Raw genomic sequence first — 15,554 nt, forward strand, 5'->3', positions numbered from 1 at the left:
ACGAACCCACAAATGAAGAACACCCGAACCTACGTTTCCGTAGGTCCGGGTGTCCGCGATGTCCTGCGACATCACATGTGTCGGGCTGACAGGATTTGAACCTGCGGCCTCCTCGTCCCGAACGAGGCGCGCTACCAAGCTGCGCCACAGCCCGCCGCCCGGACCACGAAAGTCTGTCCGGGCAACGCGGGCGAGCATACCGGAGCAGGGAGGGCCGTCCGAAATCGCCCCCGGCCCGTGGGCACCGTCAGCGGCGGCGGGTGAGCGTCAGGTGGACCACGCCGCTGGGCGAGGACACGGACTCGGTGTCGAAGCGGTCCTCGAGACCAGCGAGCCCGTCCCAGAGCCGGGTGCCGCGACCGAGCACGATCGGTACGACGACGAGGTGCAGGTGGTCGACGAGGTCGGCGGCGACGAAGTCGCGCACCACCGTAGCGCCGCCGCCGAGGCGTACGTCGAGGTCGCCGGCCGCCTCCCGGGCGACGGCGAGCGCGTCGGCGGGGGAGGCGTCGAGGAAGTGGAAGGTGGTGCCGCCGTCCATCTCCAGCGGCGGCCTGGGCCGGTGCGTGAGGACGTAGGTGGGGGTGTGGAACGGCGGGTCGTCGCCCCACCACCCACGCCAGTCGGGGTCGTCCTGCCACCCGGGCGGGCCGAACTTGTTGGCGCCCATGATCTCCACGCCGAAGCCGACCTCGTGGCGGGCGGCGAAGACGGCGTCCACGCCGCGCGCGCCGGACTCCCGGTCCCAGAAGCTGGTGTCGAACATCCACTGGTGGAGCCGCTCCCCGGCGTGGCCGAAGGGGGACTCCAGGGACTGCGGCTCGCCTGAGCCGAAGCCGTCGAGGGAGATCGAGAAGTTGTGGACCCGGACGAGCGGCACGGTGACTCCTTCGGTCGAGGGCGGCGGGTCAGGTGGTGGGGACCAGCGTCAGCAGCGTGGCCTCCGGGCGGCACGCCACCCGGAAGCGGACGTAGGGGTTGGTGCCGAGGCCGGCCGAGACGTGCAGCCAGGCCGATCCCGGGTCGCCGGGCGCGGAGTCGGCGGGGTGGCGGTGCAGCCCGCGGGCTCGCGCGGGCTCGAGGTCGCAGTTGGTCGTGAGCGCCCGGCCGCCCGGCAGGCACACCTGGCCGCCGTGGGTGTGCCCGGCGATGATCGCGTCGTAGCCGTCGGCGGCGAACTGGTCGAGCACCCGCAGGTAGGGCGCGTGGGCGACCGCCAGGCGCAGGTCGGCCGTCGGGTCGGCCGGACCGGCCACCCGCTCCAGGTCGTCGTAGTCCAGGTGCGGGTCGTCGACGCCGGCGAACGCGATCGTGGTGCCGCGCACCGTCAGCGTCCCGAAGCCGTTGGTGAGGTCGAGCCAGCCGGCCTTGTCGAAGCGCTCCTTGAGCTCGGGCCACGGCAGCTGCGGGGTGGAGGTGTTGCGCTCGCCGGTGTCGGGGAGCAGGTAGCGCAGCGGGTTGCGGAAGCCGGGCGCGTAGTAGTCGTTGGAGCCGAGGACGTAGACGCCCGGTACCTCGAGCAGCCCGGCCAGGGCGTCGGCGACGACGGGCACGGCGCGCATGTGGGACAGGTTGTCGCCGGTGTCGATCACCAGGTCGGGCTCAAGGGCGGCCAGCCCGCGCAGCCACTCCTGCTTGGCCCGCTGGTCGGGCGCCATGTGGATGTCGCTGAGGTGCAGCACCCTCAGCGGAGCGTGGCCGGCGGGCAGGAGGGGCACGGTGACGTGACGGAGGGTGTACTGCCGGGCCTCCCACGCGGCGTACGCCGCCAGTCCGGCGCCGGCGAGCGCGCCGAGGCCGAGCGTGCGGCGTACGACGGGGAGCAGAGGCATTCGCCAAGGCTGCCACAATGGCCCCATGAGTGCTCTGAAGGACCGTCTCCGCGCCGACCTCATCACCGCGATCAAGGCGCGTGACGAGCTGCGCTCCTCGACGCTGCGGATGGTGCTGACCGCCATCACCAACGCCGAGGTCGCCGGCAAGCAGGCCCGCGAGCTCTCCGACGACGACATCATCGGCGTGCTCTCGACCGAGGCCAAGCGACGCCGCGAGGCGGCTGCGGCCTTCGAGGAGGGCGGCCGCACCGAGATGGCGGCCAAGGAGGCGGCGGAGGGCGAGGTCATCGCCGACTACCTCCCGGCCCCGCTCAGCGAGGCCGAGATCGCCGAGCTCGTCACCGCCGCCATCGCCCAGACCGGCGCGGCCGGCGAGGGCATGCGGGCCATGGGCAAGGTGATGGGCGTCGTGACGCCTCAGGTCAAGGGCCGCGCCGACGGCGGTGCCGTCGCGGCCGAGGTGCGCCGGCAGCTGGGTTGAGCCCTCGAGTCGGCCCGTCCTGACCGTCGATACCCCTCGAGTCGGCCCGTCCTGACACGTGCAGCGTCACAACGCGCCGACTCGACGCTCCAACGCCGTCACAACGCGCCGACTCGACGCTTCAACGCCGTTACAACGCGCCGACTCGACACTCGAACGCCGGGTCAGCCGTTGCCGCGACCGCCGCCGCGACCGCCGCCGCGCCCCTTGCCGCCGCCGTTGCCCTTGGGCGGGGGCGGGACGTAGCCGGTGGAGGTGTAGAGCGTGACCGGGTCACCGCTGCTGAGCCGGGTGCCCGCCTCGGGGGAGATGGAGGCCACGAGGCCCTCCTCCATCTCGGAGTTGACCTGCCCGCCGTCGGCGACGGTGAAGCCGGCGCCCTGGAGCGTCGCGGTCGCGGCCTCGACGCTCTGGCCGGTCACGTCGGGAACGGCCGTCAGGACGCCGGCGATCTCGTCGCTGGGCGGGGCCTGGAAGTCCTCGTAGGGGAGCTTGGCCGAGATCGCGGACATCGCGTCGCCCCAGATCGGGCCGGCGACGGTGGAGCCGAAGGCGCTGCTGATGTAGGTGCCGCCGACCACCTGGCCGTTGAGGGTGAGCCACTCACCGAACTCGTTGGCGCCGGCGACCATCGCCGCGGTGGCGAGCTTGGGGGTGTAGCCGACGAACCACACCGCCATGTTGCTGTTGTTGGTGCCGGTCTTGCCCGCCGAGGGCTTGTCGATGGCGATGCTCTGGCCGAAGCCGCCGGGCTCCATGACGCCGCGCAGGATGTCGTTGACGGCGTCGGCCGTGGCGCTGGGCATCACCTGCTCGCACTGGCTGGGGAACTCCTTGAGCGACTGGCTGGAGGAGTCGAGCACCTCGGTGACCGGGCGGGGGTCGCAGTGCAGGCCGCGGGCCGCGAAGGTCGCGTAGGCCTGCGCCATGGTGAGCGGGTCGGCGTCGGAGACGCCCAGGATCCACGACGGCACCTGCTGCTCCGGAGGCACGGTGACGCCCATCTGCTTGGCGAGCTCCAGCGGCTCGCACATGCCCGTGCGCATCTCCAGCTGGGCGAAGAAGGTGTTCACCGACACCTGGGTGCCCGTGTAGAGGTTGAACGATCCCGCGCCGGTCGAGTTGGCCACCGGCCAGCTGCCGTCGCCGGCGTAGGGGCCGTCGCAGGTCTCGAACTCGTAGTCGGGGATGTCCATCTGCTGCGGGGAGCTGATGCTCGTGCTCAGCGGGATGCCCTGGTTGATGGCCGCGGCGAGGACGAAGAGCTTGAAGGTGGAGCCGGCCTGGAAGCCGTTGGCGTCGCCGTACTTCTTCGGGACGGTGTAGTTGAGGTAGGTCTCGCCGCCCTGTTTGTCCTTGCCCATCGGGCGCGACTGGGCGAGCGCGCGGACGTCGCCGGTGCCCGGCTCGACCATCGCCAGGCCGCCGATGGCCTGGTCGGTCTGGAAGACGTGGGAGGACACCGAGTCGTCGGCGGCCTTCTGCATGTCGAGGTCGATCGTGGTGTTGATCGTCAGGCCGCCGTTGTTGAGCGTGCGGCGACGCTCCTTCGGCGTGTCACCGAGCACGGGGTCCTTGAGCAGCCAGTTGACGACGTAGTCGCAGAAGAACGGCGCCCGCGACTGCTGGCAGCCGTTGGGGGAGGTCTCGATGTCGAGCGTCTTCTCCAGCGGCTTGCTCTTGAGGCGCTCGGCCTTCTTGTCGGTCAGGATGCCGAGCTGCGCCATCCGGTCGATGACGACGTTGCGCCGGCTCTCGGCGCGCTCGGGGTTGTCGACGGGGTCGTAGCCGACCGGGTTCTTCACCAGGCCCGCCAGCGTCGCCGCCTCGAGCATGTTGAGGTCCTTGGCGTTCTTGGAGAAGAAGTGGCGCGCGGCCGACTGGACGCCGAAGGCGCCGTCGCCGAAGTAGGCGATGTTGAGGTAGCGCTCGAGGATCCAGTCCTTGCTGTGGTTCTGCTCGAACGCGATCGCGTAGCGCAGCTCGCGGATCTTGCGGGCGTACGTCTCCTCGGTGGCGGCCTTGCGCTCCTCGTCGGTCTCGGCCTGGTAGAGCAGCGTCTGCTTGACCATCTGCTGGGTGATCGAGGAGCCACCCTGCACCGAGCCGCCGCTGGCCTGGTTGGTGACGAACGCGCGGAGCGTGCCCTTGAGGTCGAGCGCGCCGTGGTCGTAGAAGCGGTAGTCCTCGATCGCCACGATGGCCTTCACCATCGGCCGCGAGATCGAGCTCAGCGGCACGTTGATGCGGTTCTGGTCGTAGAGCGAGGCGATCAGGTTGCCGTTGACGTCGTAGATGCGCGTCTTCTGCGACAGGTCCTTGGCCTCGAGCGACTCGGGAAGGTTGACCATTCCCTTGCTGACGTCCTTGGCCGCGACCCCCACGATGCCGGCGAACGGGATGGCGAGGCAGGCGACGAGGACGCCCATGACGACGGCGACGGCCGCCATCACCGCGAGGTGGGACGCGACGCGTCCGGCGTCGGGGCGGCCCTGGCGGCGCCCGGAGGGCGAGGACGAGCGTGAGACCATGGCGACCAGACTACGCGGCGCGCCCCTACCACCCGGAATTCGAGCGGCGCAGCGGAGTAGTCAGATTGGACTATACGATTTGGGCCGGTCGGCCCCTGCCTAGACCCGTGTCGTTCGTTTACTTTTCATTCTGAGTCGAGGATGGCCGCTATGGGGGCGGCCGACCGGCTCGACAATCACCGTGGGGTTTGACTTATGTGGGTCGAGGACTGGGCAGCACGCGCCGCATGCAAGGGCGACACGCCGGACGCACTCTTCGTGCGCGGCGCCGAGCAGAACAAGGCGAAGCAGGTCTGCGCGGGTTGCCCCGTGCGCACCGAGTGCCTGGCCGAGGCGCTGGACAACCAGATCGAGTGGGGTGTCTGGGGCGGCATGACCGAGCGTGAGCGCCGTGCGCTGCTCCGCCGTCGTCCCGGCTCGTCGTGGCGCACCATCCTCGAGAACGCCCGCACCAAGGTCGAGGCTCCCTCCGTCAGCGTCTGACCCCGGGTCAGGCGCCGCGCGCCAGGCTCTCGCCGATCTCGCGCAGTCCGTCGAGGTCGTGCACGTCGCCGGCCATCGCCGGCACGACCGCCGTCGCCACCTGCGGGTGGGCGGCGGCGAAGCGATCGCGCAGGTGGCGCTCGCGCTCGATGAGGCGTACCCGGTCGGCGTGCAGCCGCAGCAGGCCGGCCGTCAGCGACGCCGCGTCGCCCTCCTGCAGCCGGTCGGCGGCGGTGATCGCCTCCGCGGCCGACAGCTCGGTGCGCGCCGAGGGACTCGCGCGGTTGACGACCAGGCCGGCGAGCGGCATGTCGTCGTCGGTGAGCCGGTCGACGAAGTAGGCGGCCTCCCGCAGCGCGTCGGGCTCCGGCGCGGCGACCACGACGAACGCCGTGCCGTCGGCCTGCAGCAGCGCGAAGGTCTGCTCGGCCCGCTGGCGGAAGCCGCCGAAGAGGGTGTCGAAGGCCGCGACGAAGGTCTGCATGTCGCGCAGCACCTGCGCGCCGAGCACCTTGGTCAGCGCGTTGGTCACCACCGACAGGCCGGCCGTCATCAACCTGGCCGGGCCGCGGGCGGGGGCGAGCAGCAGCCGGATGAAGCGGCCGTCGAGGAAGCTCGACAGGCGCTCGGGCGCGTCGAGGAAGTCGAGCGCCGAGCGCGAGGGAGGCGTGTCGACGACGATCAGGTCGTGGCTGCCGTCGGCCATGGCCTGCCGGTGCAGCTGCCCGAGCTTCTCCATCGCCATGTACTCCTGGGTGCCGGCGAACGAGCTCGACAGCGCGACGTAGAACGGGTTCTCCAGGATCTGCCTGGCCTTCTCCGGGCTGGCCTGCGACTCGACCACCTCGTCGAAGGTGCGCTTCATGTCGAGCATCATCGCGTCGAGCGAGCCGCCGGCGGCGGCGTCGACCGCGGCGACCGGGCGGGGGGTGTTGTCGAGCTGCTCGATGCCCATCGACTGCGCGAGGCGGCGGGCGGGGTCGATGGTCAGCACGACGACCTTGCGACCCCGCTCGGCCGCCCGCAGCGCGAGCGCCGCGGAGGTCGTGGTCTTGCCGACGCCGCCGGCGCCGCAGCACACGATGATCTGCGTGGTCGGGTCGTCCAGCAGCGCGTCGACGTCGAGCACCGGCACCGGCCGGTCCCCGTCGGCGGCGGGCCTCATGCCATCCCCTGGCGCCGCAGGAGCTGGGCCAGCTCGACGAGCCCGCCCGGGTCGATGCCGCCGGCGAGGCGCGGCAGCTCATAGGTCGGCACGCCCTCGGCCGCGACCAGCGCGCGCTGCTCGTCCTCCAGGCGCCGGCGCACGGCGTGGTCGTGGGCCTCGGCGACGAGCGACTCGACCAGCCCGGCGTCGACGTCGACGCGGGCGCGGGCCAGGTCGGAGGCGACCTCCGCCGGGTCGACCGCGTCCGCGCGCACCTGCGCGAGCGCGCTCGCGCTCAGCTCCTGCGGGCGCACGTGGTTGACCACGACCCCGCCCACCGGCAGCCCCGCCTCGCGCAGCTGAGCGATGCCGTCGGCGGTCTCCTGCACGGGCATCTCCTCGAGGATCGTGACGAGGTGCACGGCCGTGCGCGGCGAGCGGAGCAGCTCCATCACCTTGTCGGCCTGCGACTTGATCGGTCCGACCTTGGCGAGTCCGGCGAGCTCGGAGTTGACGCCGAGGAACTGGGAGATGCGGCCCGTGGGGGGCGCGTCGAGCACCACGGCGTCGTAGGTGACCTGCTCCTTGGTGCGCGTGCCGCGCGGACGCTGCACCGCCTCGTACACCTTGCCGGTCAGGAGCACGTCGCGCACGCCCGGGGCGATGGTGGTGGCGAAGTCGATGACGCCGAAGCGGTCCAGCGCCTTCCCGGCGCGGCCGAGCTTGTAGTACATCGAGAGGTACTCCAGCAGCGCCGACTCCGGGTCGATGTGCAGGGCGTGGACCTGGCCGGAGCGGCCGTCGTCGCCGGGGGCGCCCTTGGCGATGCGGCGCTCCTCGTAGGGCAGCGGGTCGATGTCGAACATCCGGGCGATGCCCTGGCGGCCCTCGACCTCGCAGAGCAGGACGTTGCGTCCCGACGTGGCCAGCGCGAGCGCCAGCGCCGCGGCCACCGTGGACTTGCCGGTGCCGCCCTTGCCCGTCACGACGTGCAGGCGCACCTTCGGCCAGTCGGCGGGGTGATCGGCACGGACGCTCACGCTGCCGAGGATAGCCAGCCCGCGCCGCGACCTCGCGGGCCCGCTTCTACGTCTGCGCCTTCGTCTTTCCCATGAACGCCATCGTCTTTTGCTTGACGGACAGACAAAAGTCTGCGAGCGTCTGGTCTGGACCACCAGTGACCCACGTCACAGGCGCGTCCGGCCCGTCACGTCCGCACGCCGCACTCTCGGAGGCCCTGGGATGTCCACCACCACCTCACGACGACGGACCGCACGCCGGTCCACCGTCGGCACCGCACTGATCGCCGTGCTCGCGCTCGTCGGCAGCGTCCTGCTCGGCGTCGTCGCGGCGCTGCCCGCGCAGGCCCACGACGGCCACGGCCACGTGCTGATCTTCACCGAGGATGCGGCGGGCGACTGGCACGACGCCGCCATCGCGCAGGCGACGCCGAAGGTGAAGGCGACGCTGGAGGCCGAGGGCATGACCGTCACGGTGGTGCACAAGGAGACCGCCGGCGGCTCGGAGGCCGTCTTCACCGACGAGGGTCTCGCGCCCTACGACGCGATCCTCGTCTTCCAGGCCAACGGCGACCCGTGGAACGCCTCGGAGAAGGCGGCCATGGAGCGCTGGATGGCGCAGGGCAACGGCATCGCGGCGGTGCACAACGCGCTGGACATGCGCGGCAACTACCCCTGGTGGGACGAGATGGTCGGCTCGATGATGCCGGGCCACGCCCCCACCGGGAACGACCCGGGCCCGTCGGGCGTGGTGCGCAACGAGGACACCACCCACCCCTCCACGGAGCACTTCACGGGCACCGACGACGTGACCCGCTGGACCCGCAACGACGAGTGGTACAACTTCAGCAACAACGTGCGCGGCACCGCCCACGTGCTGCAGACCATGGACGAGTCGACCTACTCCGGCGGCACCATGGGCTACGACCACCCGATCACCTGGTGCAAGCCCTACGAGGGCGGTCGCTTCTGGGGCACCGCCCTGGGCCACTTCCCCTCCCACTACGACGAGCCGGAGTTCATGGCCGAGCTCGTGGGCGGCGTGAAGTACGTCGCCGGCCTCGAGGAGGGCGACTGCGGCGGCACCGTGTGGAGCAACTTCGAGCGCATCCCGCTCGACCAGAACACCTCCGCGCCCTACGCCATCGACGTCGCCGACGACGGCAAGGTCTTCTACACCGAGCTCGTCCGCGGCCAGCTGCGCATGTACGACCCGGAGACCCAGGCGGTGACCACCGTGCTGTCGCTCCCGGTCTACTCCGGCGGCGAGGACGGCCTGCTCGGCGTCGCGCTCGACCCCGACTTCACGACCAACGGCCACGTCTTCCTCTACCGCTCGGCCGAGTCGCCCGACAACGCCGACCCCGACAACTTCTGGTCCACCGTCTCCCGCTTCACCTTCGAGAACGGGTCGGTCGACCCCGCCTCGGAGAAGGTGATCATCAAGATCCCCGCCCGTCGCCTGCCCGACGAGCCCGGCCACACCGGCGGCGGCCTCGACATCGACGACGACGGCAACCTCTTCATCGGCGTCGGCGACGACGTCAACCCGCACTCCGAGCCCTCGGGCGGCTACGCCCCGCTCTCCGAGCGCGCCGGCACCTTCCACGACGCCCGCGAGACCTCGGCCAACACCAACGACCTGCGCGGCAAGATCCTGCGCATCACCCCGGTCGACGACCCGGGCGAGCCCGGTGCCGGCTCCAGCTACACCATCCCCGACGGCAACCTGTTCCCCGAGGCCGAGGACGCCGGTCGCGACAAGACGCTGCCCGAGATCTACGCGATGGGCTTCCGCAACCCGTTCCGGTTCTCCGTCGACAGCGAGACCGGCTGGCTGAGCATGGCCGACTACTCGCCCGACAACGGCACCGACGCACCGGCGACGCGTGGCCCGGCGGGCATCGCGGAGTGGAACCTCATCAAGAGCCCCGGCAACTACGGCTGGCCGCTGTGCATGGGCGGCAACCACCAGGGCCAGAACCCGAACGGCGAGCCCTTCCGCGACGTCGACTACGGCAGCACCACGCCGCTCAACCCGCCGGTCGTCGGCGACTACTTCGACTGCGCCAACCCGGTCAACGACTCGGTGCGCAACACGGGCCTGACCAACCTGCCGCCGGCTCGCGCGGCGGACATGTACTACGGCTACCGCCGCTCGTCGGTCGGTGCCATCCCGCAGGGCGGCGGCCTCGCGCCCATGGGTGGACCGGTCTACCGCTTCGACGAGGAGCTCGAGTCCGACACCAAGTTCCCCGAGTACTACGACGGCAAGCCCTTCTTCTACGACTGGGCGCGCAACAAGATGTTCTCGATCCAGGTCAAGGACCCCGCGTCCGGCACCCCCGGCACGGAGGTCGAGAAGGTCAACCCGTTCCTGCCCGACGTGCCGTTCCTCGCGCCGATCGACTCCAAGTTCGGCCCCGACGGCTCGATGTACGTCCTGGACTGGGGCGGCGGCTACGGCCGTGACAACCCGACGTCCGGCCTCTACCGCATCGACTACGTCAGCGGCTCGCGCTCGCCGGTCGCCCGGATCGACGCGGAGCCCGACTCCGGCCAGGCTCCGCTCGAGGTCACCTTCGACGGCAGCGACTCGACCGACCCCGAGGGCGAGGACCTCGACTACGCCTGGGACTTCGACGGCGACGGCACCACCGACGCCACCGGCGTCACCGCCACCCACACCTACACGCAGGAGGGCGTCTTCGACGCTCGCCTGACGGTCACCGACCCGGCCGACAAGGCCGGCACGACGACCGTGCCGATCACGGTCGGCAACACCCGTCCCGTCGTGGAGCTGGAGACCCCGCCGGACGGCTCGTTCTTCGACTTCGGCGACGAGATCAGCTGGAAGGTCGAGGTCACCGACCCCGAGGAGGAGTCGATCGACCCGCAGGCCGTCGAGGTGCAGCCGGCGCTGGGCCACGACGACCACGCGCACCCGCTGGTCGCCTCGCGCGGCCTCACCGGCAGCACCGTGACCAGCATCGGCGGCCACGCCGCCGACGAGAACATCTTCTACGCCATCGACGCGCGCTACACCGACACCGGTGGCGCCGACGGTGACGACCCGCTGCTGGGCTCCGACACGTCGGTGATCTTCCCCAAGCTGCGCCAGGCCGAGTGGTTCGACGCCAAGTCCGACACCGCCACCCTCGCCCCGGGCCGCGACGCGGCCGGCGGCGGCCAGGTCGTGGTCGGCAAGGACGGCGCGTGGCTGCAGTTCGAGCCGGTCAACTTCCACCGCATCGACACGTTCAACCTGCGCGTCCAGGCCAACGCCGCCGGCGGCGCCATCGAGCTGCGCAAGGACGGCCCGACCGGTGAGGTCGTCGGCACCGCCGACGTCCCCGCCACCGGTCTGCAGTACCGCGACGTCGCGGTCGACGTGAGCGAGCTCGGCAACGAGACGATGGACCTCTACCTGGTCTTCACCGGCTCCACCGACATCAAGCTCAACTTCTTCGAGGCCATCGGCCAGGGGGTCTCGCCGACCGCCAAGCCGGTCGTGTCGATCACCGAGCCGGTCGACGGCGACCAGCTCGACCCTGGCACTGAGGTCACCGTCACTGCCGAGGCGGCCGACGCCGACGGGTCGATCGAGAAGGTCGAGTTCCTCGCGGGCGACACCGTGATCGGCGAGGACGCCACCGCGCCCTACACCGCCGTGTGGACGACCCCGGCCGAGGAGGGGCTCTACGAGCTCACCGCCAGGGCGACCGACGACGAGGGCAACACCACGACCTCGCGCCTGGTGCAGGTGCAGGTGGGTGAGCTCTTCGGCGACCTGGTGCCGTTCAGCAACGTCGACGGCGAGGTCGAGCGGCTCGGCGCCGGTGCGTTCCGCATCTCCGGCGCGGGCGCCAACGCCTGGCAGGGCACCGACCAGTACACGACGCTCTACCAGCCGGCCGGCGGCGACGAGGACTACGACGCCATCGTGCGCGTCGACGCGAGCACGCTCGTCAACAACTCCGGCAAGGCCGGGCTCATCATCCGCAACGACATGACGCAGCCCGGCACCTCGCCCGGCTACGCCATGCTGGCGTGGCGCCGCGCCAACGGCGTGGAGTTCCTCACCGACCCCGACGGCAACGGCCAGCTCGACGCGTCCGTCGCCGGCGGCACCAGCACGGTCCCGAAGTGGCTCAAGCTGAGCCGCCGCGGCGACCGGGTGTCGGCGTACTGGTCCAACAACGGCACCGCCTGGACGCAGGTCGGCACCGCCGCGACGCTGGCCGGCATCGGGTCCACCCAGGACGTCGGCATGTTCGTCATGGCCCACGAGTCCGCGGTGCGCACGGCCGACTTCTCGCAGTTCGCGATCGACAGCGACCCGCAGGAGCCGGAGCCGGAGCCCGAGACCCCCGGCGACCCGCTGACCTGCGCCACCGGCCCGGTGAGCGACGAGTTCGACTCGCCGGCGCTGCTGCCCAAGTGGGCGATGCGCCACGCGCCCGGCGCGCCGATCACCCAGGCTGGCGGCTCGCTGCGCCTGCCCGTGACCAGCGGCGACATCAACGAGGACAGTGCCGGACCGGTGAGCTTCGCGGGCCAGCCCGTGCCCGCCGGCGACTGGACCGCGACCACCAAGCTCACGCTGGAGCACAGCTCGCACTGGCAGTGGGCCGGCCTGGTCGTGCACCAGTCGGACGACGAGTACAACAAGCTCGGCTTCGTGCGCCACCAGAACGGCTCGCGGCTGGTGGAGTTCCAGTCCGAGACGGGCGGGACCCGCACGACGCCCGCCGCGCCGGTCGTGGCGGACGACTTCCCGAGCACCATCCACCTGCGCCTGACCAACACGGGCGGCACGCTCCGCGGGGCGTACTCCGCGGACGGCTCGGCGTGGACCGAGCTCGCCGGCACGCTCTCCCTCAAGACCGGGGCGGGTGCGCGGATCGGTCTGATGGCCGCGGGCGACCTCGGCACCACCCCGCGGGTCGCACAGGTCGACTGGTTCCGGGTGACCCCCGACCGGGAGGCGGCGAGCGTCGAGGCCGACGACGAGTTCGACGGCACCGCGCTCGACGGCTGCCGCTGGGCGGAGTCGGTGCGCTACGGCTCGGGCACGGCGTCGGTGACCGGCGGCCACCTGGAGATCGAGACGGAGCCGGGCGACATCAACGGCGCCAACCCGGTCCAGCCGCGCAACTTCATCCTGCAGGACGCGCCCGACGGTGACTGGGTGGCCGAGACCAAGGTCAAGGCCCCGCTCGAGCACCGCTACCAACTGGCCGGGCTGCTGATGTACGGCGACGACGACAACTACGCCAAGGCCGACATCGTCGCCTTCAACGCCCCGGGCAGCGCTCTCGACCTGCGGGCCGAGCTCGCCGCGGAGAAGGGCGGCAACGGAGTCGGCGGGGGTGACCAGGTCGACCTCCCCGACACCACCGAGAGCGGCTACTGGTGGGTGCAGGTGACCAAGGTCGGCACCCGCTACACCGCGGCCGTGAAGTCGACCGCGGGTGCGTCGTGGACGCCCATCGGCGACGGCATCACCTACGACGGGCCGCTCAACTCGCTGGGCCTGATGGCGATCGGTCCCGAGCAGGAGGAGCCGGTCACGGTCGGCTTCGACTACTTCCACCTCGACGCCGAGGGGGACCAGGAGCCGCCGACGGAGGAGCCGACCGACGAGAAGGCCCCGGCCACCACCCTCACCTGGCAGCCCGCCACGGCGGACGGCGAGGCCGGTTGGTTCGTCACCGCGCCGAGCTTCACCCTCGCCGCGACGGACGACGACTCGGGCGTCGCGTCGACCGAGTACCGCATCGACGGTGGCACCTGGACGGCGTACGCCGGGCCGGTCAAGGTCGCCGACGGCGAGCACACGGTGGGCTACCGCTCCACCGACAAGGCCGGCAACGTCGAGACGGCGCAGTCCAAGGTCGTCGCCGTCGACACCGGCACGCCGGACGTCGCGATCTCCGGGATCCGGGCACGCACCTACCCGAGCCACCAGGCGACGGACGTGGCGTGGACGGCGACCGACGCGGTGTCGGGAGTGCGCAGCGTGCGCGCCACGCTGGACGGTGAGGCTGTCGCGGCCGGTGCGTGGCAGATGTGGACGCTGTCCACGGGCCGCCACACCCTGGTGGTCACGGCCACGGACCGCGCGGGCAACACCGGCTCGCGCACGGTGGTGTTCACCGTCCGGGCCACCGGGGCGTCGCTGAAGAAGGTCGTCAAGGCCGCGGCCGCCGACGGCGACCTCGGCCCCAAGCTCGCCGCCAAGCTGCTCAAGGCCGACAAGGCCGCCCGGAAGGCGGAGCGATCGGGTGACCGCCGCGCGGCGAGGAAGCAGCTGAAGGCGCTGCGGAAGCTGGTCCGCACGAAGGTGGACGGGGACCTTCGTGCCGCCCTGCTCGCCCAGGTCAAGGAGCGCCTGGCCAGGCGGTGAGCTCGCAGCACCGGCAGTGAGACGGCCGGGTCGGGGAAGGACGGTGACTCCTTCCCCGACCCGGCCGTCGTCTGAGGCTAGGGTCTGGGCCATGGACAAAGTGGTCTCTTCCGCGGCCGAGGCGGTCGCTGACATCCCCGACGGGGCGACGCTGGCGGTGGGGGGCTTCGGGCTCTCGGGCATCCCGGCGGTGCTGATCGACGCGATCCTCGAGGCGGGCACGAGCGACCTCGAGGCGGTCTCCAACAACTGTGGCGTGGACGAGTGGGGGCTGGGCCGGCTGCTGTTCGCGAAGCGGATCCGGCGGATGATCTCGTCCTACGTGGGGGAGAACAAGGAGTTCGCCCGGCAGTACCTCTCCGGTGAGCTCGAGGTCGAGCTGACCCCGCAGGGCACGCTGGCCGAGCGGATGCGTGCGGGCGGCTCGGGGATCCCGGCGTTCTACACCGCGACCGGCGTCGGCACCCAGGTCGCCGAGGGCGGGCTGCCGTGGAGGTACGACGACTCCGGCAACGTGATCGTGGCCTCGCCGCCGAAGGAGACGAAGGTCTTCGCCACCCCCGAGGGGGACAAGGAGTACGTGCTGGAGGAGGCGATCGTGGCCGACTTCGGGCTGGTGCGGGCCTGGAAGGGCGACCGGCACGGCAACCTGATCTACCGCCAGTCGGCGCGCAACTTCAACCCGCTGGCCGCGATGTGCGGGCGGGTGACGATCGCGGAGGTCGAGGAGCTCGTCGAGCCCGGTGAGCTCGACCCCAACGACGTCCACACCCCGGGGGTCTACGTGCAGCGCGTGGTCGCGCTGACGCCCGAGCAGGCGGCGGACAAGCAGATCGAGAAGGTCACCACGCGCCCGCGGCCCGAGCCGGATCCCGTGCAGGGCTCGGACGACGCGGCGAGCTTCGGACTGGGAGGCTGATCCAGATGGCTGACATGTCGGAGAAGAAGGGCTGGACCCGTGAGCAGATGGCCGCTCGGGCGGCCTCGGAGCTGCAGGACGGGTCGTACGTCAACCTCGGGATCGGGCTGCCGACGCTGGTGCCCAACTACGTCGGCGATGACGTGGAGCTGGTGCTGCAGTCCGAGAACGGCATCCTCGGGGTGGGGGCGTACCCCTACGAGGGCGAGGAGGACCCTGACCTGATCAACGCGGGCAAGGAGACGGTGACGCTGCGCAAGGGGGCGTCGTTCTTCGACTCCGCGCAGTCGTTCGGGATGATCCGTGGCGGCAAGATCGACGCCGCGATCCTGGGCGCGATGCAGGTCTCGGCCAACGGCGACATCGCCAACTGGATGATCCCGGGCAAGATGGTCAAGGGCATGGGCGGCGCGATGGACCTGGTCCACGGCGCCAAGCGGGTGATCGTGCTGATGGAGCACACCGCCAAGGACGGCTCGCTGAAGATCCTCGACGAGTGCGACCTGCCCTACACCGGCAAGCGCGTGGTGCAGCGGATCATCACCGACCTCGCCGTCATCGACGTGATCGACCCGACCACCGGCGAGGTCGCCCCCTCCGGCACGCTGGGGGAGCGGGCGCTCAGGCTCGTCGAGCTCGCGCCCGGTGTCACCGAGGACGAGGTGCGGGAGAAGACCCAGCCCGACCTCGTCTGACCGCCCCCGGTCGACGCGACGGCCTCCTCCTCGTA

Annotated in this window: 10 protein-coding genes and 1 tRNA gene; 5 read left to right on the forward strand and 6 right to left on the reverse strand. The window is 71.3% G+C overall.

What is annotated here, in order from left to right:
- Positions 1–80: 80 nt before the first annotated feature.
- From AC4H2S_RS17345 to AC4H2S_RS17355, 3 genes are all read right to left on the reverse strand, one after another.
- Positions 81–154: transfer RNA gene (locus AC4H2S_RS17345), tRNA-Pro, on the reverse strand.
- Between the two features lie 93 nt (positions 155–247).
- Positions 248–880 (reverse strand): dihydrofolate reductase family protein, encoded by a 633-nt coding sequence (locus tag AC4H2S_RS17350; RefSeq protein WP_491498229.1) that lies wholly within the window; start codon positions 878–880, stop codon positions 248–250.
- Between the two features lie 28 nt (positions 881–908).
- Positions 909–1,832: a metallophosphoesterase gene (locus tag AC4H2S_RS17355; protein ID WP_491498230.1), complete on the reverse strand. Its 924-nt coding sequence runs from the start codon at positions 1,830–1,832 to the stop codon at positions 909–911.
- A gap of 25 nt (positions 1,833–1,857) precedes the next feature.
- Here AC4H2S_RS17355 and AC4H2S_RS17360 point away from each other — a divergent pair, with 25 nt between their 5' ends.
- Positions 1,858–2,316, forward strand: coding sequence for a GatB/YqeY domain-containing protein (locus AC4H2S_RS17360; RefSeq protein ID WP_491498231.1), 459 nt, complete (start codon positions 1,858–1,860; stop codon positions 2,314–2,316).
- A 164-nt stretch (positions 2,317–2,480) separates the two neighbouring features.
- Here the strand turns inward: AC4H2S_RS17360 and AC4H2S_RS17365 are convergent, their stop codons facing one another.
- The gene (locus AC4H2S_RS17365) at positions 2,481–4,847 is read right to left on the reverse strand and encodes a penicillin-binding protein (RefSeq protein WP_491498232.1); all 2,367 of its coding nucleotides are present in this window, start codon (positions 4,845–4,847) and stop codon (positions 2,481–2,483) included.
- A gap of 195 nt (positions 4,848–5,042) precedes the next feature.
- Here AC4H2S_RS17365 and AC4H2S_RS17370 point away from each other — a divergent pair, with 195 nt between their 5' ends.
- Entirely contained in the window at positions 5,043–5,330 is a 288-nt protein-coding gene (locus AC4H2S_RS17370) for a WhiB family transcriptional regulator (RefSeq protein ID WP_491498233.1), read from the forward strand.
- A gap of 7 nt (positions 5,331–5,337) precedes the next feature.
- Here AC4H2S_RS17370 and bagB read toward each other — a convergent pair whose 3' ends face one another.
- On the reverse strand, positions 5,338–6,495 hold the full coding sequence (bagB, locus tag AC4H2S_RS17375) for an ATPase BagB (RefSeq protein ID WP_491498234.1): 1,158 nt from the start codon (positions 6,493–6,495) through the stop codon (positions 5,338–5,340).
- Positions 6,492–7,517: an ATPase BagA gene (gene bagA, locus AC4H2S_RS17380; protein ID WP_491498235.1), complete on the reverse strand. Its 1,026-nt coding sequence runs from the start codon at positions 7,515–7,517 to the stop codon at positions 6,492–6,494. Before bagA ends, bagB begins: the two co-directional genes overlap by 4 nt.
- Positions 7,518–7,719: 202 nt before the next feature.
- Here bagA and AC4H2S_RS17385 point away from each other — a divergent pair, with 202 nt between their 5' ends.
- The 3 genes from AC4H2S_RS17385 (at position 7,720) to AC4H2S_RS17395 (ending at position 15,519) form a co-directional block, all read left to right on the forward strand.
- A complete protein-coding gene (locus tag AC4H2S_RS17385) occupies positions 7,720–13,905 on the forward strand; it encodes a ThuA domain-containing protein (RefSeq protein WP_491498236.1) in 6,186 nt (2,061 codons plus the stop codon).
- A gap of 91 nt (positions 13,906–13,996) precedes the next feature.
- Positions 13,997–14,824: a CoA transferase subunit A gene (locus AC4H2S_RS17390; RefSeq protein ID WP_491498237.1), complete on the forward strand. Its 828-nt coding sequence runs from the start codon at positions 13,997–13,999 to the stop codon at positions 14,822–14,824.
- Positions 14,825–14,829: 5 nt separating this feature from the next.
- The gene (locus tag AC4H2S_RS17395) at positions 14,830–15,519 is read left to right on the forward strand and encodes a CoA transferase subunit B (RefSeq protein ID WP_491498238.1); all 690 of its coding nucleotides are present in this window, start codon (positions 14,830–14,832) and stop codon (positions 15,517–15,519) included.
- Positions 15,520–15,554: the final 35 nt, after the last annotated feature.

The organism is Nocardioides sp. Z13_37 (assembly GCF_058355585.1).

Coding starts and splice junctions, on each gene's coding strand:
- AC4H2S_RS17395 (WP_491498238.1), top strand. CDS start 14,830: ATGGCTGACATGTCGGAGAAGAAGGGCTGGACCCGTGAGCAGATGGCC.
- AC4H2S_RS17365 (WP_491498232.1), bottom strand. CDS start 4,847: ATGGTCTCACGCTCGTCCTCGCCCTCCGGGCGCCGCCAGGGCCGCCCC.
- AC4H2S_RS17360 (WP_491498231.1), top strand. CDS start 1,858: ATGAGTGCTCTGAAGGACCGTCTCCGCGCCGACCTCATCACCGCGATC.
- AC4H2S_RS17390 (WP_491498237.1), top strand. CDS start 13,997: ATGGACAAAGTGGTCTCTTCCGCGGCCGAGGCGGTCGCTGACATCCCC.
- AC4H2S_RS17385 (WP_491498236.1), top strand. CDS start 7,720: ATGTCCACCACCACCTCACGACGACGGACCGCACGCCGGTCCACCGTC.
- AC4H2S_RS17370 (WP_491498233.1), top strand. CDS start 5,043: ATGTGGGTCGAGGACTGGGCAGCACGCGCCGCATGCAAGGGCGACACG.
- bagB (WP_491498234.1), bottom strand. CDS start 6,495: ATGAGGCCCGCCGCCGACGGGGACCGGCCGGTGCCGGTGCTCGACGTC.
- AC4H2S_RS17355 (WP_491498230.1), bottom strand. CDS start 1,832: ATGCCTCTGCTCCCCGTCGTACGCCGCACGCTCGGCCTCGGCGCGCTC.